Origin of the sequence: Streptomyces chromofuscus (genome assembly GCF_015160875.1) — a bacterium.
Classification (GTDB): Bacteria; Actinomycetota; Actinomycetes; order Streptomycetales; family Streptomycetaceae; genus Streptomyces; species Streptomyces chromofuscus.
Window position 1 is genome coordinate 76,898 of sequence record NZ_CP063374.1, and the last position, 20,968, is coordinate 97,865.

General features: G+C 70.0%; 16 protein-coding genes and 3 pseudogenes. 8 read left to right on the plus strand and 11 right to left on the minus strand.

Going from position 1 to position 20,968, the window contains the following annotated elements; genetic code table 11:
* Positions 1–65 precede the first annotated feature (65 nt).
* A complete protein-coding gene (locus IPT68_RS00275; protein WP_228040103.1) occupies positions 66–743 on the minus strand; it encodes a hypothetical protein in 678 nt (225 codons plus the stop codon).
* Positions 744–1,523: 780 nt separating this feature from the next.
* Here IPT68_RS00275 and IPT68_RS00280 point away from each other — a divergent pair.
* Positions 1,524–2,009: a hypothetical protein gene (locus tag IPT68_RS00280; RefSeq protein ID WP_189702140.1), complete on the plus strand. Its 486-nt coding sequence runs from the start codon at positions 1,524–1,526 to the stop codon at positions 2,007–2,009.
* Positions 2,010–2,506: 497 nt separating this feature from the next.
* Positions 2,507–2,973 (plus strand): annotated as a pseudogene (locus IPT68_RS34895) (transposase); the annotation flags it as partial.
* Positions 2,974–3,290: 317 nt separating this feature from the next.
* On the opposite strand, the pseudogene IPT68_RS00290 reads toward IPT68_RS34895, so the two are convergent.
* Positions 3,291–3,638: pseudogene (locus IPT68_RS00290) on the minus strand (RidA family protein); the annotation flags it as partial.
* 482 nt (positions 3,639–4,120) lie between these two features.
* Here IPT68_RS00290 and IPT68_RS00295 point away from each other — a divergent pair.
* Positions 4,121–7,702: a S8 family peptidase gene (locus IPT68_RS00295; protein WP_189702138.1), complete on the plus strand. Its 3,582-nt coding sequence runs from the start codon at positions 4,121–4,123 to the stop codon at positions 7,700–7,702.
* A 1,023-nt stretch (positions 7,703–8,725) separates the two neighbouring features.
* Here IPT68_RS00295 and IPT68_RS00300 read toward each other — a convergent pair.
* Positions 8,726–10,420, minus strand: coding sequence for a cytochrome c biogenesis protein DipZ (locus IPT68_RS00300; protein WP_228040105.1), 1,695 nt, complete (start codon positions 10,418–10,420; stop codon positions 8,726–8,728).
* A 233-nt stretch (positions 10,421–10,653) separates the two neighbouring features.
* Here IPT68_RS00300 and IPT68_RS34900 point away from each other — a divergent pair, with 233 nt between their 5' ends.
* On the plus strand, positions 10,654–10,917 hold the full coding sequence (locus IPT68_RS34900; protein WP_373300764.1) for an ABATE domain-containing protein: 264 nt from the start codon (positions 10,654–10,656) through the stop codon (positions 10,915–10,917).
* Positions 10,830–11,435: a hypothetical protein gene (locus IPT68_RS33645; RefSeq protein ID WP_228040107.1), complete on the plus strand. Its 606-nt coding sequence runs from the start codon at positions 10,830–10,832 to the stop codon at positions 11,433–11,435. The genes IPT68_RS34900 and IPT68_RS33645 overlap by 88 nt, the downstream gene beginning before the upstream one ends.
* Before the next feature lie 36 nt (positions 11,436–11,471).
* Here IPT68_RS33645 and IPT68_RS34725 read toward each other — a convergent pair.
* Positions 11,472–11,771: pseudogene (locus IPT68_RS34725) on the minus strand (ABC transporter permease); the annotation flags it as partial.
* 421 nt (positions 11,772–12,192) lie between these two features.
* On the opposite strand from IPT68_RS34725, the gene IPT68_RS00310 reads away from it, so the two are divergent.
* Together IPT68_RS00310 and IPT68_RS00315 are read left to right on the plus strand one after the other, a co-directional pair.
* Entirely contained in the window at positions 12,193–12,678 is a 486-nt protein-coding gene (locus IPT68_RS00310) for a UTRA domain-containing protein (RefSeq protein ID WP_189702137.1), read from the plus strand.
* Between the two features lie 5 nt (positions 12,679–12,683).
* Positions 12,684–13,880 (plus strand): NAD(P)/FAD-dependent oxidoreductase, encoded by a 1,197-nt coding sequence (locus tag IPT68_RS00315; protein ID WP_228040689.1) that lies wholly within the window; start codon positions 12,684–12,686, stop codon positions 13,878–13,880.
* A 329-nt stretch (positions 13,881–14,209) separates the two neighbouring features.
* Here the strand turns inward: IPT68_RS00315 and IPT68_RS00320 are convergent, their stop codons facing one another.
* Positions 14,210–17,017, minus strand: coding sequence for an AfsR/SARP family transcriptional regulator (locus IPT68_RS00320; protein WP_228040109.1), 2,808 nt, complete (start codon positions 17,015–17,017; stop codon positions 14,210–14,212).
* A gap of 567 nt (positions 17,018–17,584) precedes the next feature.
* Here IPT68_RS00320 and IPT68_RS00325 point away from each other — a divergent pair.
* On the plus strand, positions 17,585–18,157 hold the full coding sequence (locus IPT68_RS00325; RefSeq protein ID WP_228040111.1) for a hypothetical protein: 573 nt from the start codon (positions 17,585–17,587) through the stop codon (positions 18,155–18,157).
* A 169-nt stretch (positions 18,158–18,326) separates the two neighbouring features.
* On the opposite strand, the gene IPT68_RS34730 is transcribed toward IPT68_RS00325, so the two are convergent.
* The 6 genes from IPT68_RS34730 to IPT68_RS00355 form a co-directional block, all read right to left on the minus strand.
* Positions 18,327–18,926 (minus strand): ATP-binding cassette domain-containing protein, encoded by a 600-nt coding sequence (locus IPT68_RS34730; protein WP_322734590.1) that lies wholly within the window; start codon positions 18,924–18,926, stop codon positions 18,327–18,329.
* 82 nt (positions 18,927–19,008) lie between these two features.
* Complete coding sequence (locus IPT68_RS00335; protein WP_189702136.1) at positions 19,009–19,290, minus strand: hypothetical protein; 282 nt, start codon at positions 19,288–19,290, stop codon at positions 19,009–19,011.
* A gap of 6 nt (positions 19,291–19,296) precedes the next feature.
* Complete coding sequence (locus IPT68_RS00340; protein WP_189702135.1) at positions 19,297–19,989, minus strand: methyltransferase family protein; 693 nt, start codon at positions 19,987–19,989, stop codon at positions 19,297–19,299.
* Positions 19,982–20,251 (minus strand): hypothetical protein, encoded by a 270-nt coding sequence (locus IPT68_RS00345; protein ID WP_228040691.1) that lies wholly within the window; start codon positions 20,249–20,251, stop codon positions 19,982–19,984. Before IPT68_RS00345 ends, IPT68_RS00340 begins: the two co-directional genes overlap by 8 nt.
* A gap of 40 nt (positions 20,252–20,291) precedes the next feature.
* Positions 20,292–20,528, minus strand: coding sequence for a DUF2933 domain-containing protein (locus IPT68_RS33655; protein ID WP_228040113.1), 237 nt, complete (start codon positions 20,526–20,528; stop codon positions 20,292–20,294).
* A gap of 53 nt (positions 20,529–20,581) precedes the next feature.
* Positions 20,582–20,851 (minus strand): SHOCT domain-containing protein, encoded by a 270-nt coding sequence (locus IPT68_RS00355; protein ID WP_189702133.1) that lies wholly within the window; start codon positions 20,849–20,851, stop codon positions 20,582–20,584.
* Positions 20,852–20,968: the final 117 nt, after the last annotated feature.

A 20,968-nucleotide genomic window follows, 5' to 3' on the forward strand; every position in this document is an offset into this window, starting at 1 on the left:
GACTTCAGGATGAGACAATCTCATTCCATGCGGCCGACGGGGCCTTGGCGGCGGGCCGCGGGTGGCTATGGCGGGCGCAGTCTGGCCGTCTCCGCTACGCGTAGCAGGTGCCCGCGGTCTCCTGGCGCGGCGAGCAGCTCCTGATCCTCGCCGGAGACGAGCCTGGTGAAGCAGGCCGAGGCCCGCAAGAAGACGCGCGCCCAGTCGGGTACGGGGTAGGCGGCGCAGCCGTCGGTGTAGCGGGCGCGGTCGTGCAGGGCCACGGCGGCTGCGGTGTCGTCGTAGTCGCGGGAGCGTGCGGTGGGGAGTTGCTGGAGGGAGGCGCCGGTGCTCAGCGCGGTGGCAAGGGCCGCGGCCAGGCGAGGACGTGCGGTTGCCGCGTGAAGGCGGTGGGCGACTCGCTGGGCGGTGTGCTCGGTGAGAGGCGGGGGCGGTGGGCGGTGCCGCCAGGCGATCGTAGGCGGCGTGCACGGGGCGGTGCAGGGGCGGGGACTGTCGTAGGAGATGAGACGGTCCAGTGCGGGCAGGGTGAGCCACCGGCTGGTCGGCCCGTCGGGCTCGTCTGCGGGCGTGGGTTCGGCGATAGGCGTGCCGTAGTTGTGGCGGCGGGCGGCCTCGAAGTCGGCAGTGAGGGAGTAGTCGGCCGTCCGCAGGGCCTGCTTCAGAGCGGCGGGAAGGTAGGGACGGTGGCAGACCAAGGTCAGGTGGATACCGGTGAGGGCCTGTAGCTGCAGGAGGCGCATCGCGCGGCGGGTGGTGAGGCGGTGGGCGCGCAGGACGGTCAGCCGGGTGATGGGCAGGGCCGTCGTCCAGGCGGCGGCTTCCCAGGCGGGCTGACGGCCGCCGGGGAAGCGGCCCCGGAGCAGGGGCGGTTTACTCAGGGCGGCGAGAAGGTCGTGGGCGAGGCCGGTTTCGCTGGTGGTGCCCGGTCCGGGGTGCAGGGTGATCCGGCCTGACGGCGGATGGTGGGCGGCCAGTGCGGTGTGCGTGTGGATGACGTCGTCGCCGGGTCGATGACCACAGTGACGGATGGCGGTAGCACGGTGAGCGGTGTGGTGGTCAGGTGAGGCGGCTGAAAGCCCAGCGCAGCAGCTCTTGGCCGACGCGGGGGCGGCCAGGGCGGGCCAGTGCGGTGCGGGTGTGGGCGGTCAGCTGGGCCCAGGCGCGGAAGTTGCCGTGGGCGGCGTGGCCGTCGGCGAAGGCACCGAAGCCCGGCCGGCGTCACCGCCACCGTTCGCGTGGTGCGGCGAACGCGGGCCGCTCGTGTCGAGCTCCTCGCGTGATCCGACGCCGGTGGACCGTACCGACCGGGTGGAGCAGCCGGCCGGAAGGCCGGGAGTGTCCCGGTCGCTCGCACGGCCCCACAGTCGTCCGGCGCCGGACTGGCGTGAACTCGCCGCCAGGTAAGGCGGTTTCGCCGCAATCGTGGTCTGGGAGCGGCGGTCCTGCTGTGGCACGATGCCCTCCTGGATCACTGCTCACCCAGTGCCGACGCACTGCAAACCCACTGCTCCGGGGGACACATGCGCATCCGCGTCGTCCGCGTCACCGTGTCGGCGGCCATGGCCACCGCTTTGTTGCTGCTCGCCGGGTGTTCCTCCGGCAACCCCTCCGACGAGGTTTCCGGCAACCCGGCGAGCGGGACGACGACGAAGGAGCGGCAGGCGGGACCGGAGGACGCCGCGCTGACGAAGGCCGTACAGGCGTACACCACCGCCTACTTCGACGCAGACGCCCCGGCGGCCCTGGGAATCATGTCGCAGCGCTGCCGGACCGTGGCCGCGCACGAGGCGGAGCATGCGGGAGAAGAGGGCAGGGCCGGGTACGAAGCCGCACTGGCCGATGCCGCCGAGAAGTACGGGTCCCGCGACGCCACCGAGGTGACGGTGGACGAACTGTCGGGCGACCGGGCTCGCGTCTCCTACAAGATCGAGGGCCTCCCGGAGTTCGACCAGCAGGGCCAGCCCTGGATCCGGGAGCAGAACGCCTGGAAATACGACGCCTGCTGACTCCGGACGACTTGACGGCTCAGCCGTCCGAGCGGATTGACGAACAAAACTCACGGCAGCGGCCGTTCCTCACCCTTCGAGACCTCAAGGACGCTGCCACATCGCTGAATATGGTGATCCTGACAGCGCGCCGGAGCGTATGGGCACACGGTCCGGGCCCGTGCCCAGGCCACGGGCCCGCCCACAACGCCGGCGATCCGGCCCCGGACCGCGAAGCGGACGGTCACCCCGGCACAGCAGCCGGAAGCGGGGCAAGACACCACCGAACACCGACAGGAACCGCTGGACCACACCGACGGAGCACCAAACCCTTCCTCACGCATTCCCACCACCGCGCGGGCCGGTGAGAGTTCTCCGCCCGGTTGCTCGGACCCTGGTGACAGTCGTGCTCCACCGCGAGCATGACCTCACGGTGGGCCGCGCCACAGGAGGACAGCCAGTCGGTGACGACCACCCGCGGCACCGCGCGGGTCCTCCTCGGCGGACGGCGGTGTCCCGCCGACACGCTGGATGCACGGCTGCGCGAGCATCCGGGCATCGAGATCGTGTGCCGAGACGGCTCCGCGACCTACGCCGAAGCCATCCGCCGCGCCCTGCCCGACGCAGTCCAGGTCGCCGACCGGTGGCACCTGCGGCACAACCTGTGCGAAGCCGCCCTGGGCGAGGTCAAGGCACACAGCACCTGCTGGGCCGCCCTACTGGACGCACCCATCTACGACGGGCCCGCGCGCAGACGACCCTGGAACGCCGGCACCAGGTCCACAACCTGCTCGAGAAGGGCGTGGGCCTGCTCGAGTGCGCCCGCCGACTGCAGCTGGCCCTGAACACCGTCAAGCGCTACGCGCGGGCCGACCGGCCCGAGCGGATGCTCCGCGTCCCCACATACCGCGCCGGCCTCGTCGAACCCTACCGCGAGCACCTGCGCAATCGCTGTGGCCGACGGGCAGGTGCGAGTGCGACGCCCGGGCCCGACGGCCGCACCGTCCGCAGTGGAGAACGTTCCCTTCACAGCGACCCTGAACGTCCCTCGCCCGGTCTACACCAAGAAGCGGTACGACTTCGACTCGGCAGCCGCACGACCGGTTCGCGGTGCGCACCTCCCCAGCCTCTCCCCCGACGGACAATCCGTCGCGTTCACCGCTTCAATGCTCTGTGGGTGATGCCGATCGGTGGCCGTCCGCGCAGGCTGACGCAGTCGTCTGTGGGTGATGCCGATCGGTGGCCGTCCGCGCAGGCTGACGCAGTCGAACGCGCACGGATGCATGCAGATGCCGTCCTGGGCGCCACCCCGCAGAGCGTCTGTGCGGGAAGCCGCTCGCCGAACGCCGCGTGCATCGCCCGGCCGAGGATTTCGAGTTTGCCGAGATCGTGGTCGCCGACGTACGAGCCCAGCCGAACCACGTGCTCGAAACCGAGCCCGCCCCCCTCGAGAGCGAGCCGCAGGTTGGTGAGGGACAGGTCGACCTGTGCGGCGAAGTCGCCGGGCACCGGGGCTCCGGAGCTGTCGGAAGCGTATTGGCCGGCGATGAAGACGAGTTCGCCGGGAGCGGACACGGCATGGCTGTGGCCCAACGGGGTGGGGTCGTGCAGCGTGGCCGGGTTGGTGACGACACGCTGGTCGCTGGTCACTGGGAGTCCTCTCCGTGAAGTGGAGAGCGGCGGCGGTGGCCGACGCAAGCGTGCGCGCATGTCCTTACAGCGTGCCGCCGCTGCCGTCGCCGCCATCCCATCGTCACCCTGCGCGGACGCCGCGCCAAGAAACTCGTCCTGACGGGCGCGGCGGCGACCGGCCGGACTCCGCCGGGAGAGCGGTTGGCGGACATGTGACATGGCGAAACGCGCCATGCCGAGCTATGGCGCTGCACCGACCCCGCCCGGTAGACGAGGGCTTCGGCAACGGTCGTGACGAAGCCGGCCGTCATACGTGTGCACTGAGAGGGTTGGATCAGGCAATGAGACGCAGATCCAGGACAGCGGCCGTCGCAGCGGCCGCTGCCGTGACCATGCTGGTCACCTTGGTACCGGCCGCGGCCGAGCCCGCGCCGGTACGCGGTACCGATCCCGGTGGCGGTCGTTCGGTGGGGCCACGGGCGGTCGCACCGGGGCAGCGCGTGATCACGCTGATCAGCGGCGACCGCGTTGCGTTCACGGGGAGCGCGGACGCGCTGCAGGTCGCAGGGGTTACTCCGGCCAGAGGACGCGAGCACATCGCGTTCACCCGCGTCAGGGCCGGCGGCCATGAGTATGTGATCCCGGTCGATGCGGCGCAGGCACTGGGCACCGGCCGGCTCGACCGGCAGTTCTTCGACATCACCGCACTCGTCGCGCAAGGGTTCGATGACACGGCCCGCGCCGACATCCCGCTGATCGCGACGGCGCAGGCGGGCCCTGCCCTGCGCGGTTCGACGCAACGGGAGGCGTTCTCCTCGCTCGGACTGACGGCGCGCACGGTACGCAAGTCCGAGACGGCGACGGCCTGGCGCGGCTTCGTGGCCGCCGCGGACGGCGCGTCGCGCACCGCTCGCTCCACGAAGCTGTGGCTGGACGCCAAGGCAGAGGCCAGCTTGGACCGCTCCGTCGCCATGACCGGCGCACCCTCAGCCTGGGCCAAGGGCCTCGACGGCAAGGGCGTGAAGGTCGCAGTGCTCGACACCGGCTACGACCCGCATCACCCCGACCTGAAGAACAAGGTCGGTGCCCAGCGGAACTTCACCTGGGACGAGGGCATCACTGACCTGAACGGGCACGGCACGCACGTGGCCTCGACCGTCGCCGGCAGCGGTGCGGCATCCGGCGGGCGGTACAAGGGCGTGGCTCCTGGGGCCGAGCTGCTCGTCGGCAAGGTTCTCGACTCGGGCGGCACGGGCGACATCAGCTGGATCCTCGAGGGCATGGAATGGGCCGTCGCCCAGGACGCCGACATCGTGTCCATGAGCCTCGGTATCGGGGGTGCGAGCGACGGAAGTGACCCGCTCTCGCAGGCGGTCGAAACCCTCTCGGCCGACGGCGGCCCGTTGTTCGTCGTCGCGGCGGGCAACGACGGCGCGCCGCGCACCATAGGCTCGCCCGCGGCGGCGCCCAGCGCCTTGACCGTCGGATCGGTCACCAAGGACGGCACGATGTCGTCGTTCTCCTCTCGTGGCCCCGCGGTGACGGACGGCGGCGTCAAGCCCGAGATCACGGCGCCAGGCAGCGCGATCACCGCCGCCCGCGCCGCGGGTACGCTCGATCCCGCGGCGGACAGTGAGTCCTACGCGACGATCAGCGGCACGTCGATGGCAACCCCGCACGTCTCCGGAGCGGCCGCCATATTGAAGGGACGGCACCCTGATTGGGACGCCCGGCGACTCAAGGCGGCGCTGGTCGCCACCGCGGACCCGGTCCCTGGCGCAGGGGTGTACGAGCAGGGCGCCGGCAGCGTAGACATCCCCGGGGCGCTGGCCTCCCGGGTCACCTCCGTCCCCGCCGCCGTCTCGGCCGAACTGGTGTGGCCGTACCCGGCGGACGTGACCCGGTCGGTGACGTACCGCAACGACAGTGGCAAGGACGTACGCCTTGCCCTCTCCGTCACCGGCAGCGCGCCGATCTCCCTGGCCACCCGGAAACTGACGGTACCGGCGGGCGGCTCGGCCGAGGCCGTCGTTCACGTCGACACGGCTGGTGCGAGGGCCGGGGCCCACAGCGCCTGGATCACTGCGCACGGAAGTGACGGCAGCAGGGTGCGGACGCCTGTCGGTGTCCATGTGCAGGGGCCGAGTGCGACGCTCCGGCTCGAACCCGGCGCTCAGCGGCCCGGAGTCGAGGCGACGTACACCAACCTCGTGGTGCAGAACGAGCAGACCGGCGCGGCGGAGCTGGTCGACCTCAGCACGGGCTCCAAGGAGCTGCGGCTGCCGGTCGGCGACTACCGGGTCTTCGGCGGGGTGTGGGAGTACGTACGCCTCGGCTCGGTAAGCGTGCCCGACAGGTCTGTGGTCGTCGCCCAGCGGGTCTCCCTCACGGGTGACCGCACGCTGAGGACGGACATCTCCGCCGCGAAGCCGGTCACCATGGGCATCGACGACCCGGAGATGCGGCTCAACGAGTACGGCTCGGCAGCGGGTCTGATCTCCACGACCGGTGACGGCGCTCCTGCCGGGCTGGTCGCACCGCTGTACAACGGCCCTTACCAGATGTACGCGATCGGCAGCGGCCGCATACCCGGGCTGACGTATTTCTCCGCGGCGTCCTGGGAGAAGCCGCAGGTGCTTGCCACGACCTCGTCCGGCGGTGGCCCGCTCGACATCCCGGTGCAGCTCGTCTCCTGGCAACGGCTGGAGTGGGACCTCGAAGCGAAGGTCGTCGACGCAGGCACGGCGGAGAACCTCGAAGGGCTAGAGCTCAAGGACCGCATCGTGCTCTACGAACAGGACTGGAGCCTCCCGTGGGAGGAGGCGGACCGGCGGTACGCCGCGATAAAGGCGCGGCAGCCGGCCGCGATACTGCTGGCGGGGTCGGCGTCGATCGACCCCGCCGACCCGACTCTGGGCATCGGCGCAGAGGGGGTGGCGCTGCTTCGCGCACGACTGGCCAAGGGCGAAGTGGCGCTGCGCATCAAGGGTGAACGAAACGCCGAGCGAACCTACTTCACCTTCCACACCCACGACGACGGCATCCCGGCCGGGGCACACTGGCAGCAGCGCCGGGCCGATCTCGCCCGCGTGGAGCACAGCTTCCGCACCACCGGCTTCCCCAACGACCCCAAGACCCTGTACGGCTGGGTGACCCACCGCGGTCTGCACCTGGCGAGGCAGTCGACGGGATTCCGGGCCCCGGACCGGATGACGGCCTACTACACACCTGATGTGCGGTGGACGACAGCCACGTACGAATACATGATCGACCATGTGGGGGCGCTGGGCGCGCAGTATTCCGAACCCACCCTTCACCGCCGGGGACGTACCGCCCACGACCATTGGATGACCGGCCCGTTCAACCCCTCACTGGCGGTGGCGGGAGCGGACGGCCGGCTCCCGGCCACGCGGGACGGGGACAAGCTGCGTGTCGCGCTGCCCATGTTCTCGGACGCGGCGGGCCACCGATCTGATCCGGCGCGCGACCTGGAGACCGGCGAGACGGTGCTGCGCGACGGTTCGGGCCGGGTGATCGCCCGCAACGACGAGCCTGGGCAAGGCGTCTTCGACGTTCCGGCGCGCGGGCAGTGGTACGAATTGGCGTCCACGGCTCATCGGGACCATTCCGACTGGTCACTGGGCACGCACGTCACGGACGTCTGGCGGTTCCGCTCGGAGCACACCTCGAGCGAGCGCCCGCTGGCGCTCATCGACACCCGCTACGACATGGCCGGGCTCGACGGCGACAACTCGGTCTCCGTGGGCCGTCCGTTCACCTTCGGTCTCGGCCTCGCGCGCCAGACAGGTGCACACGGCGGTGCGGGCATCGCCCGGGTCGCGGTCAGCTACTCCACCGATGACGGCGTCACCTGGCGGTCGGCCGCGGTCCGCGGAAGCGGCAGCGATCGGCAGGTGACCGTGCCGGCGCTGAAGACCGGCTGGGTCTCCTTGAAAGTGAGCGCCGAGGACCGGTCGGGGGCGTCCCTCATGGAGACGGTCACCCGAGCCTACCGGGTCGGATGCCCTGCGCACTGGTGCGGTTACGCGCCCGACTGGCCGCACTGGCCGACCGCACGGTAGGACGCCGCGTCTCCCTGGGCAGGTGGCCACCCAGCAGCAGAATGTGTGGAAACGCCGCCCCGCGTGGGCCGTCCGCGGCACCAGCCGCTGGACGGCCCACGTCGTGAGGTCGTTGGCCGCGGGGCATGAGGGCGGAGGCACCCGGGCTCGGCGTCTTCGGTGGCCGAGCGGGCAGCTCAGGATGCTTCGGGTTTCGCGAGCCGAGTGCGGACGTGGCGACCTGCAAACCGCGAGGGCGGCAGGATCCGGGCCGGTCGGGGGCACCACCGACGGTCCCCGGTGCGAAGGGCTTCGCTTGTCCAGATCAAGCTCACGCCGGACGGGCCTCGGCCGGTCGAGACGAACGCCAGGCCGTCGGGACTCCCCTACTACGTCGCGGACGTCAACGGCGAAGGGCAGTTGGAGTGGTCGGCCGACGCGTACGTCAGCCCGGAGCGCTTCCTGGACCGGGCCGGAACGAAGTACCGGCGCCGCAGCGCGTTCGCCTGGCCGCACTCGCCTCTCCCGTCTCGGGCCGACTTGTCCGGTACCGCGCCCTGGACAAAGTCAGGGAAGTGGAGAGTTTCGACAGTCTCACGCCGGTCGTGAAGGCCGGCGACCCCATCGTGCCCACCACTCGGGACTTGGAGTACCCCGCCACCTTGACGCTCCGCCACCCCGTGGTGGCAGTGGCGCGACGCGACCTCAATACGCTGCGTTTCCTGGGCGGTGCGGCGATGTATGAGGTGGGCCCCGATGACCGACCTGACGTACGGGTGCGGCAGGACCGGCAACCGAGCACCCAGTGGCCCGCGGTCACTCACGCCCACGCTGCCACGACGGTGCGCTGCCGGTCGTCCGCCGCTCACGCGAGCGGCGGATCGAGGGGCCCTGACGGCCGGGACGAGAGCACAGCCTCGCCCCGGCCCGGCACCCTCCGGTCGGACCGCCGCGGCGGCAGCTTCGTCAGCACGCACGGGGCAGGGTCTGCCCCACGGTGGTCTCCCTGTCAAGAAGGTGACCGCACCGCTCTGCCCAGACCCCTCAGCCGAAGGTGAAGGAGTAGGCCTTCAGCCCCGGCGAGAGGGTCACGGTGACCACGCCCTCGCGGGGAGTGCTCCCACTGACCAGACGGTAGATGTTGGGCGCTCCGGAGACCCTGTGGCTCGTGGTCTTCCCGTTGATCGTCGAGGTGACGGTGCCGGTGCCGCCCACATTGAGGTGGACGTCGCGGGCGAAGAACGCGAGCTTGATGCCGGCCTGAGGCCCGCTGGTCAGCGATTCGGTGCCGACGTTCCAGGATCCCCGCAGGGCGAACTGGTCCGGCCCAAGTGTCTCCGGGTACTCATATTCGCGGACACCCCTGGTGAGAGTTCCGTTCGCGAGGGCGTACGTGCGTCCTGCACCCAGGCCGATCTCGGAAGTCAGGCGGGTCGTCGGGGTGTCGTCGGGTACATCCGTGGCCGGTGGCAGCTGCGTACCGGGGCGGGCAGTGCTCAAAAGTTCACGGATGAGCGATTCACGGTCGGCGTAACCGCCTTCGCCGACGGCGACGTGCCGTACCCGCCCCTGGGCGTCGATGAGGTACTCGGTGGGCCACGCGTTGTTGCTGAAGTTGTTCCACGTGGTGAACTCGTTGTCGAGCGCGATCGGGTACTTGATGCCCAGGCGTTCGGCACCCGATCTCACATTCCGCAGTTCATGCTCGAACGCGTACTCCGGGCTGTGCACGCCGATGATCACCAGGCCGTGGGAGGCGTACTTCTCATGCCAGGCGTTCACATGCTCGATGGCGCGGTGACAGTTGATGCACGAGTAGGCCCAGAAATCGACCAGGACGACCTTGCCTGCGAGTGAGTCCGGGGTGAGGGGCGCACCCTCGGGGGTGTTCAACCACTGGTGGATCCCTGAGATCTCCGGCGCGGGACCGCAATCGGCAAGGCTGGAGGAAGGCAGTGCCGCACAGCGACGAAGGTCCTGGTTGCCGCCCACCCCGAGAACGTCCGCGAGGCCTCCCCCGTCGAGCGCTTGGTTGATGCGGGCGGTGTAGTCGGGGACGGACCGCTGGAGGACCTCGGTGAGGTTGAAGGTCAGGGCGAAGGCCAGAGCGACGAAGGTCAGACCGGCTACGAACCGGACGCGCCGCTGCCGCTCGCGGAACGCCCGTACGCGTTCCGCGACGCGTCGCCCGGCGAGAGCGAAGCCGAGCAGCGGTATCGCCGTGCCGACCGCGAAGGCGACGGCGAGGGCGATCGTTTCGGCGCCGATCTGTCGCGTCGCACCTGCGACGGTGATGGCAGCGAGGACGGGTCCCGCGCAGGGCACGTACACCGTGCCGAGAGCGAGTCCGAGCAGGAAGCCGCTGCTGCTTCGGACCTGCCGCTGTCCCAGTCGGGCGAAGGGGCGTTCGATCAGGTCCTGCATCGCCGGGAACATCATGGCCGCACCGAGCACGAGCAACACCAGCAGGCCGATCCAGCGGATGATGTCCTTCGGCAGCGGTAGTGCGCCCAGCAGGAGTGTGCCGAACAGTGTGATCGACGTGAAGCTGACGATGAGACCGGCCATGACCGCATAGGGCCGGTTCTTGTGGGTCGGACCTGCCTTCCCGTGGGCGGACGACGTGCTGCCGGACAGAAAGACCAGGGGCAGGACGGGCAGGATGCACGGGGAGATCGCGGTGACGAAGCCGCCGGCCAGTCCGATGAGTATCAGCGTGAGCAAGGCAACTCCAGACACGATGCTGAGGATGATGGCCGCACTTCCGGCCGTTCGCCTGCGGCCGGAGCGGTCCTGCTTCGTCGGCGATGGGGCTGCCAGGACCCTTGCACGGCGTTTCGTCACCTGTCAAACAGGTGACCGGACAGGACCCTCAATCGTCCGCGCGGCGCCCTGAAGGGGTGCGACGGCGGGTAGCCGGCGGGTAGGCCCGGCGGGGGAAGGTGAGCAGCGTAGTCAGTTTACACATAACGATGGGTGGCTTAAGCTGTTCTCGACCAAGGAGGCCGACGATAGCTTCACGCGCGACCGAGTCCAGCCCGACGACACAGCCGCCGGCCGCTGATGTCGTCCTGCGGTTCGTCAACACCCGCTCCGGCGGCCCTCACCAACTGCCCGAGCGCTTCGGCACCGCCGAGGAGCTGCACGCGTGGTTGGTGGAACAGGCCATGGCCTCGGAGTCGGCCATGTCACGGAGGCCGACGCGGCAAGCGCCCGCGAACTGCGTCAAGCGTTGATCACCGTGCTCCTGGCTCACTCCGGCGATCAGGAGACCACCCCCGAACTGCTCGCCGCAGCGGAGGCGTACCTGCGTCATGCCGCCTCCAGGTATCCGCTGGTGACGGTCGTCACCGCTTCAGGAGCCTCCTTGTCATCGGCGCAGGCGGATGTCCCGGGTCTGTTCGGCACTGTGTTGGCACTCAGGCCACCCAGAACGCTGCTGCTGGGCCGCTACGACACCGCCCAACGCCCGCAGTACACCGGCCGCACCACAGTGCTCCCCCAGGCGGCTGCCCGCAGCGTCGCCGCGCGGCTGGCCCCGTCCAAGGGCCCACACCCATGGACCGAATGGACATTCTCCGCCGGGTGGGGCAGCCGGGAGACGTTGGACGTGACCCTGGTGCGGCCCGAGCTGGTCGTGGAAGTCGGCGTCGACATCGCCCGCGATGCCTCGGGGCGCTGGCGGCACGCCGCACGCCGGCACCGCCCAGCGGCGATGTCGGCGGGGCCGGCGCCGGCACGGAGCGCGGCGTAGGAGACCGGGACATGCTGCTGAAGCCAGCGGGTTATGCGATGCCAGACGTCGACGGTGGCCGTGAGCAGCCCAGAACAGCACGCCGAGTGCGATGCCGATGCCGGCTGCGATCGCGATGCAGCGCAGGCTGATGCCCAAGTGCTCGACGAGTGTGGCGCCGTTGTAGCCCTGTACGCCGTCGTGGGTGGTGGACACGGTGACGAACGCGTCCCACACCTTGACCGGCGGCGGAACCAGATTCTCACTCCACGTTCCGCTCGCTGCGAGCAACTGCCACAGGACGAAAAACGGCAGAAGTGAGCCGAACGGCAGCGCGACAGGCGCACGCGAGCCCACGTCCTCCCCGACGGGAGGCGGCGTTCCGGCGGGACGTCGGCGGGTGAGGCCGGATTATCAGGCTTGGACAACGGGGAAGTTGTGGACATGGGGCGTCCCCCATGGAGCGCCGGGACTCGAGCAGCTGTCGTCGACCGACAGGGCGGTCGGCCCCGAGCGCTGGTCAGGCTGGACGAAGCGGAGAAGGGCACCCCTGCGCGAGGGCGCGTCAACGGCTCCCGCAGGGTGGCATCACCGGACGGCGGGGCGCGCCAGAAGGCCTGGATCAACAACAACACGAGCCCGGGCGTCGGCGCAGGTCGATGACCAGGCGTCGCACCAAGGGCTCGGGAATCATGGCCCCTACACCGGCAGCCCCGGCTCCGCACCAAAGGGCGTCCACTTACTGGAACGAAGTGTCCATCGGGAGGGATCGGTGGCCATGCCGACGCGCTCACCCACTTCGTCACCCCCGCAGCCGCCGCACAGGGCGCACCAGGCAGACACGAAGTCGTCTTGCGCGGATCGTCCAGGCAGCCGACGCCATCCTGGCCCCGGGCACCTCGGCCGATACGGCCGTGCTGGAACTGGCCCGCCGCACACCGCGCGCGAGGAGCCGCAGTGGGTCGAGCGGCACGTCGTTCTCTTCTCAGCCGTCCCCGACCTGCTGAACGAGCACCTCGAAGACCTCGTCACCCTGCCGTACCTGCAGCACAGAGGCGCACCGATCGACGCGATCCGGCTCTACCTCGACCCAGTGGTCCTCGACGAGCACGACGCCGCGCTGCTGGACAGCGAGATCGCAACGCCCGCGCTGATGAGGTGCAGGAAGTCGCGTGCCGACGAAGGAAGCACCGTCGAGGTGGTCACCACCCTCGTCCGTCCGACCGCCGAGTTGTTCCTGGCGCTTCCCGTCCCCGCCGTGTGAGCAGCATGCCGCTGCCAGAAAGGAATGCACACACCATGAAAATTATTGTCGTCGGTGCCGGTGTGCTCGGCGTGAGCGTCGCGAGGCAGCTTGCCCTCGCCGGCGAGGACGTTCTCCTGCTCGATCAGCGGGGAGCCGGCACGGGTACGACCGCGACCACCTTCGCCTGGACCAACTCCAGCCGTAAGCCGAACCCGGACTACCACCGTCTGAACCTCGCGGGGATGGAGGAGCACGCCAGGCTCGCCGAACAGCTGCCCGGCGCGCCCTCGTACTTCCCCAGCGGGGCACTGCAGTGGGCGGACGCCGCGAACCTGCAGCGACTCGTCGGCAACGTGGAACGACTGCAGGCCCTCGGCTATCCCGCGCATTGGGTCACACCTGGTGAAGCAATGCGGGTCGCAGGCAGCGTCCGTATCCCGGCGGCCATCACGTCCATCGCGTACTTCCCCAGCGAGGGATACGTTCTGCCGGACCGTTTCGTAAGCAACCTGCTGGCGGATGCCGAGCAGCACGGAGCCACGTTCGCGATCGGCGAGGTCGTGGCCATCGACGACGGGCCTGACGCGATAGCCGTCACCCTGGCCGGAGGAGAGGTCTGCACGGGCGATCGAGTCGTGCTGGCGGCAGGCCGCTGGACAGAACGGCTCGCCGCACGGGCCGGGATCGACGTGCCCATGGTGACGGATGCCGGTCGCGGCGCTCAGACCGTCGGTCTGCTCGGGTACGCCAGGTCCCCGGAACTCGACCTGCGCTGTGTGATCCACAGCCCCGGCCTCAACCTCCGCCCCGCGGCCGGCGGACATACCGTCCTGCAGGCCCTCGACCTGAACGCCGACGTCGATCCGGCAGCCCCTCCGGCCGCGGACGGGGACATCGCGAGCACCCTCGCCCGACGGTTCTCCGCAGTGCTGCCCGACCCAGGCCGGGCACCGGAGATCGACCTGCGCATCGGCCTGCGGTCACTGCCCGCAGACGGCCACACCGTTGCCGGCTATGCCTCTGCGCAGGCCCGCGTCTACTGCCTCGTCTCGCACAGCGGGGTCACCCTGGCACCGGTTCTGGGACGTCTGGCGGCGGCCGAGATCTCAACCGATCAGGAGCAGGACCTCCTTGCAGCCTTCCGGCCCACACGATTCACCGGCGTACGGCGCTCGGACGTCGAGGTGGATCAGCACGCCACCGGTCTGGGCGAGCAGTAGCCGACAGTCCTGCACAGCGATTCCCTTCGAGGAAGGCCTGAAGTCGCCACCTGGCCCGGTCACCCCGGTCACGCCGTCGTTCCAAGGCAGCCCAGACCATTATTGCGAGCGACGGCAGCCTGTAAGCCCTCAGCTGCCGGTCGGCTGCCCGTCCATCGGCGCCCAGCGGAACGGCAGACCGGATCACGACCATGCCTCACAGCGCTATGACCTGCAGAAAGAAAGGTGACGTAACGTTGCAACGACATGCTCTGCCGGATCATGAACGTTGCCGAACAGGACATCCCACTCAGCCCTGGCACGGCTGACGCGGACGAGGCCGGGTGCCGTCAGTCCTCGGCGCCCGCGGGGTTGGGGAGGCCACCGAGCTTGGCACGCAGGTCGGCGGTGGAGGGGTGGCCGATCTCTTCGGCGATCTCCAGGGCGCGGCGCCAGGTACGCCGCGCTGCCTCGAGATCGGCCGCGGCGAGATGTGTATCGGCGAGGTGGCACAGTATCTCCGTCTCGCCGTAGCGGTCTCCGGATCTCCGATCCAGTTCGAGGGCCCGCCGGTAGCAGTCGATGGCGTTGCCGTACTCGGTGAGGTGATGGTGGGCGTAGCCGAGACTGTCCCACGCCCCCGCCTCGCCGTGCCGGTCGCCGATCTCCCGGTTGAGGTCCACCGCCTGAACGCAGTATTGGAGCGCCGCCCGGTAGTCGCCGAGCGTGATGTGCAGCCAGCCGACGTTGTTCAGCGCTCTGGCCTGACCGATCCGATGGCCGGTCTGTCGGTAGAGGGTCAGCGCCTGTTCGGCGTGGTCGAGCGCGTCCCGCTGGCGCCCTCGCTGATGGCACACCCAGCCCAGGCCCCGGTGGCAGTGCGCCTGACCGACCCGATCGCCCAAGAGGCCGTAGAGATCGAGGGAGCGACGGAAGTGCGCGTGTCCGTCGTCGAGCCGGCCTGTCTGTGTGTGGACGCTGCCGAGGCTTCGGTGTGTCGCGGCCTTCCAGGGCCGGTCGCCGAGCCGTTCGGCCGCGTCGAGTGCGATGAGTTGGCTTGTGGTCCAGTCGTGCCAGTGGCCGCGGTAGTCGAAGAACGTCTCCAGGGCCCAGGCCAATTGGCAGATCTGAAGGTCGCGGCCCAGCGTGACGGCAAGGTCGATCGTGCTGATCAGCACGGGGTGCTCGCTGGTGAACCAGGCCAGGGCCGCGTCGTGGTCGTCCAACTCTCGGTGCACGACCCCGGGTCGGGCGGCCGCGAGGCGGATGGAGTCTCTGTGCGGGTCCAGCAGCTCTGCTGCCCTGTGAGCCGTGTGGACAGAGAAGTCCACCAGACGCAGCATGGCTTCGTCGCTGACGTCCGCCTGCTCGTCCCGCGCCTGTTCCGCCGCGAAGAGGCGGGTGAGGTCGTGCAGACGATAGCGTCCGGGCACCGTCTGCTGGGCGAGGTGTGCGTTCTCCAGTTCCCGTAACGCCGTCCGCGCGCCGGACACGGGCCGGGCGACCAAACTGCCGACGGCGTCGTGGCCGATCTCCGGGCCCGGAGCCAGTCCCAAGAGTCGGAAGACTTCTGCGGCCCCGGCGGTCAGGGCGTGGTACGACACCGTGAACGCGGCTCGCACGCTGGCCGTCAGATCTCCCGCGTCCAACGCGTCCAGCCGCGCCGACTCGTCCTTGAGCTCCTCGGCCAGGACGGTCAGCGGAAAGTCCGAGTGGGTCGCTGCGCGTGCGCCGACCACGCTGATCGCCAGGGGCAGCCCCGCGCAGTGCTCCAGCAAGGCGGAGACCGCCTCTGGCTCGGTCGCCACTCGGTCCCGCCCCAGATGGTGGGCCAGCAGGTTCCGTCCCTCGGAGTCGGCCAGCACGTCGAGGGTCAGCAGCCGGGCCCCGTGGGCGCTGGCCAGCCCGGCCAGCCGACGGCGGCTGGTCACCAGCACCGTGCAGTGGGCGTTGCCCGGGAGCAGTGCTGCCGCCTGCTCGGCATTGGCGGCGTTGTCCAGCACGATCAGCATCCGCCGCCCTTGCACCAGGCTCCGGTACAGCCCGATTTGCGCCTGAGCATCCAGGGGAACGGATCCGGACTCCACACCCAGAGCGTCGAGGAACCCGCGGACGGCCACGGCGGGCGCGACGGGCTCCTGTGCGGGGTCGAAGCCGCGCAGGTCCACGTACAGCTGGCCGTCTGGGAAGCGGTCGACATTCTGGTGGGCCCAGTGCAGGACCAGGCGGGTCTTCCCAATGCCGGCGCTGCCGCCGATCACCGTGATCACGGAAGACCCACGAGAATCATCGGATAAGTCCAGAATCTTGTCGAGCTCGGCGAGTTGCTGATTGCGTCCAACGAACCAGCTCGGGCAGGGCGGCAACTGACGTGGCGTCGGGACAAAGGTTCCCGAGCCCGAGCGCGAGCCCCGGGTGGGAGCCGGCAGGGCCAGTGCCGGATCGCCGGTGAGGATCCGCTGGTGAAGCTGCTGCAACAGAGGCCCGGGATCGATGCCCAGTTCCTCCGCCAACCGCTGTCGAATGTTCTGGTAGCCGGCCAGCGCGTCGGCGGAGCGGCCACTGCGGTAGAGAGCGAGGACGAACTGACCGGCCAGACGCTCGTCCAGTGGGTGCTGCCCGACCAGGCCGGTGAGCGCGGGCAACAGTTCATCGTGCAGCCCGCACTGTAATTGGATGTCTGTGCGGTCCAGTTCGGCGGAGAACCGTTCACGTTCCAGCGCCTGGCGCAGGTCGCAGAACCATGGAGCGTCCACGGTGGCGAACGGTTCTCCCCGCCACAGTTCCAGGGCCTGCAGCATCAGCACCGCCGCCTGCTCGCCGTCGACCGTCCGGGCCGATGCGATCAGGTCGCGGAAGCGGTGGACGTCCACGGACAGCGGATCCACCTCCAGGAGGTAGCCTCCGGGCCGACGCACGATCCGCACCTCCGGAGCCAGCGCTTGACGTAACCGGGACAAATAGCCGTACAACGTCCCCTTGACCCGCTGTGGCGTCCGGTCCCCCCAGACACGGTCGACGAGTTCGTCGACCGAAACCGCCCGGTTGGCATTCATGAGCAAAACGGCCAGCACACACCGCTGACGAGTGTGCCCCACATCCGCCGGACGGCCATCCACGAGCGCCTCGATCGTGCCGAGCAAGCCGAACTCCACCACTGCCGACCACCCCTCCCCGGCGCCAGCGTAGCCAGGGCACAACCGCGCTCAACAGGCGATTCAAGGTACTTCCAAGGTTTGTTCCCGGCCAGTAGCGCAGTGTGGTTCTCCGGCGGGACAGCCGGAACGGCCGACGCGCGTGCGGTGGTCGGCACGACGGATGCCGACTGACGACAGGGGAATGTGATGCGACGAATCGGTGGGGCGGCGGGAGCAGCCGTGTTCCTGGTGTGCTTGGTCGGGGGATGCGGTACTCAGCAGGCCTCGGGGGACTCTCCGCGATCTTTGCCACCGGTACCGCCGCCCCGGACGGGGATTGCGCTTCCCCTGGACGGGTACCGGCCGTCGCCCGACGAGCAAGCCCGGTCGGACCGTGCTCAGGCGACGCTGGAGCGCGCCTGTCTGGCCCACTTCGGGCTGGACTGGGAAGGGCCGGAAGAGTCGGCTCTGGAATTCGGCTCACGGTCGATTGCGTCGGAGCGGGTCGCCCGGTTCGGGGTGGTGGACCGGGATCAGGCCGCGCGGCACGGATACCAGCCGCCACCGTGGAGCACACGCAACCCCCGCGTGCGCGCGGCCCTGGCCCAGCACCACCACGACACCCCTCCCGAGGTGAAGAAGGTGCTCTACGGCCTGGCACCGGAGTACGGCGGTCGGCGCGTCCCGACGGGCGGGTGCCGGGCCAAGGCGGCCCGCCAACTCATGAGGGGTGTGCCTCAGGCGGATCGGAGCCTTCCGGCCCGGTTGGAGAAACAAGCGATGGCGGCGAGCGCCCAGGACCCCCGACTGGCTGCGGTCGGGCGTGCGTGGACCTCCTGCATGGAGCGCGCCGGCCACCGTTACGCCTCGCCGGAGACCGCGGCACACGAGCCCCGGTGGAGGGACAACGGGGTCCCCACCGAAGAGGAGCGCGCCGTGGCCGTGGCGGACGTCCGGTGCCAGGAGGAGACCCGGTACCTGCCCACCCTCGTCAACGTGACGGCGGAGCGTCAGCGCGAGCTGATTGGTCGTCACGCCACCGAACTCGGTCGGCTGAAGCGCCTGATGGAGATCCGGGCGCGGAACGTCGCCGAAGCGCTCTCCGCGGATCCGACGGCACCCTCGCCTCCGGCAGCAGGTGAGCAGGGCGGTTCCGCGTGAGAGCGAGGAGAAGAAGACAGCACGATCCGGACAAGAAGAGAGGAACTGACATGCGAAATGCCCTCACGGCCGTGCTCAGCGGCCTGGCGATCAGCGTGGCATCCGCAGCGCTGTGGGCGGCGCCGGCGAGCGCCGCCGACGTCAACCAGGGGTCCGACTATGCGTCGCACTATCGCCGGCCTGGGCACGGGACCGGACGGAACCGTGCGGATTGATCCCGAGTGGCTCGCGGAGCTCGCCGGCACCTGGGGAGTCGGTGGCGATCGGGGCCAGAGCGTCTCCGCCGGGCAGCAGCCGGTAGGCTCCCTGGGGGATGCCGGTGACACCTCGGGGTCGGCCAGCAGTGCCAGGCCGAGGTTGAGCTTGGACAGGGTGCCGCCGGACAGGCGGTCGGCACGGGCGGTGGCGTAGCGTTCGAAGCCGAGCTGGCTGTAGATACGGGCGCGGGAGGCACGCTCGGTCTGTTCGGTGAGGCCGTAGGCGCGGCCGAACAGCTCGAAGTGCTCGTCGCAGCTGAGGCGTTCGTACACGACGGGCTCTTGTGGGCAGTAGCCGATGCGTCCGCTGCGGGTGATGGTGCCGGTGTCGGCCGCAGGTCCCCGACGAGGATTTTCATCAGGGTGCTCTTGCCCGAGCCGTTCTCCCCGACCAGGCCGACGACCTCGCCCGCGGCCAGCTCGAGATCCACGCCGCGCAGCACCTGGGTGCGGTGCCGGGCCGGCCACAGGCCGCGCCGGTACGCTTTCGCCCCCCCAGTGGCCGCCAGCACGACACCTGGGGAGGCGTCCGGAGCGGGTGTGCCTGCGGCCGCGGACGGGCCTACTGACGCGCTGGCCGGGCTGCATTGGTGGTCATGGCGTCCTCCCGGCCTTGCCTGCTGCCGGGGCGGGGAAGTCGTGCAGGGTGTCGGCGACGGCCCAGGTCAGGGCGGCAGCGATGGTGCTAGCGCCCCATAGACCCCAGGCAGCCGCGGGCGCGTCGTCGCTCAGGAGCCCGGGCAGAGCGAGCACCGCAGCCACCGGCAGAGCGATCGCCACCTCCCGCGACGGCCCGCCCACGCGGTGCACCCGGACGCCGCACGCTGCGACGGTCGCGAGGCCGGCGGCGATCAGGACCCAGGTCAGTGCCGACATCGCCGCTCACCTCCCGGTGGCGGGCCGATGCCGCTGGCGAGCATCACCCGGCGATGGGTGGGAGCCGGTTGGCCGGTGGCGCAGCTTCGGCCAGAACGCGGGGGTGCGCTCAGCGTAGGCAGCCCACTGTTCGCCGAAGTGGGTGGCGACTTCGTGTTCTTCGCTGCGGGCCAGGCGCCAGTACACGTACACCAGGATGGGGAACATGATCAGCGTGAGGATGGTCGGCCACTGCAGCAGAAAGCCGATCATGATGAGGAGGAAGCCGTCGTACTGCGGGTGCCGCACCCATGCGTAGGGGCCGGTGGTGGCCAGGTGGTCGTGCCGGACGGCTTCGTGCAGGCGCCTCCAGGCGGCGGCGATCAGCCAGAAGCCGGTGCCGATGGCGAGGTAGCTGGCCAGGTGGAAGGGGCTCAGGTGCGGATCGCCCGACCAGCCGGTCAGGTCGTTCCACAGGTGTCCGCCGGCGTGGGTGCCCTTCAGCAGCGGGAAGCGGGAGCCGAGCCAGCTGCCCAGCAGGTAGAGGGTCAGCGGGATGCCGTACATCTCGGTGAACAGCGCGACGAGGAACGCGCTGTAGCCGCCCATCGCACGCCAGTCGCGCTGCGTTGTGGGGTGGAAGAAGCTGGCGGCGAACACGATGAACAGCAGGGTGTTCAGGACGACTAGCGGCCACAGGCCGTATGCGGCGTCACCCATGGCGACCTCCCACAGTGGAGGCGGGGCGGACGGGTGTGCGCCGTCCCTGGGCGAGGCCGCTCATGCGCTGCTGGTAGGCGGCTCGGTCGAGGCGGTGGTGAAGGCGCAGGCCCACCACGCGCAGCTCCGCGGCCTCCAGGGCGGCGCGCCGGCCCCGCAGGCGGGCCAGCGGTGGACGGCGGGGCTCCTCGCTGCCGAACAGCCGGGTGATGTCGTACACGAGGGCGCCCAGGATCAGCAGCCCGATCAGTGTGGCGATCACGGCGGCCAAGACACTCACCTCCCGCCCGAGCCGGGGACGGTCAGGGCCGGCTGGGCCCGGTGTGGTGGTCGTGCTTGTACAGCGGGTCCTCGTCCCGGTCGTCGCGGTGCTGATCGTTGCCGCCGTGCATGCCGCGCATCATGAAGAACATCATCAGCGGGCAGGCAACGACGAGGGCGAGCCAGACCAGGTTCTGCAGCGGCGCGCCGACGATCAGGACGGTGGCGATGACGATCGCGGCGGCGAGCGCGTACAGCCCGTAGTTGCGCTTGTTCATGACCGGCCTCCTGCAGGGGAGGGCAGGGCCGCAGGCGGGTGCGGCGTGCGGTTTCAGGGTTCGGTGAGTGGCCCGGCGTGCAGTGCGCTCAGGCGCCGCCGGTAGTCGTCCTCGTCGATCTCCCCGCGGGCCAGCCGCTGACGGAGGATGTCCTCGGCCGAGGGCATGGCCGGCGTGTGGGTGTGCGGGTGCTCCTGGGGCCGGTTCAGGGCGCGGAAGAGCAGCACCGCGATGGTGATGATCAGCACCCAGAACAGGATCATGCCGGCCGACATCGCGAACCAGCCCCAGCCGCTGACGTTGTGGTCGTACCAGAACATCATCGCCACTCACCTGCTTCGGCCTTGCTCCGTAGCCGGATGCGGAAGCGCACCCAGCGACTTCTTGCCTTCTCCTGCATCGTCCCGCCGCTGAGGCGCGTCGGTCTGGGGCCGTATGGT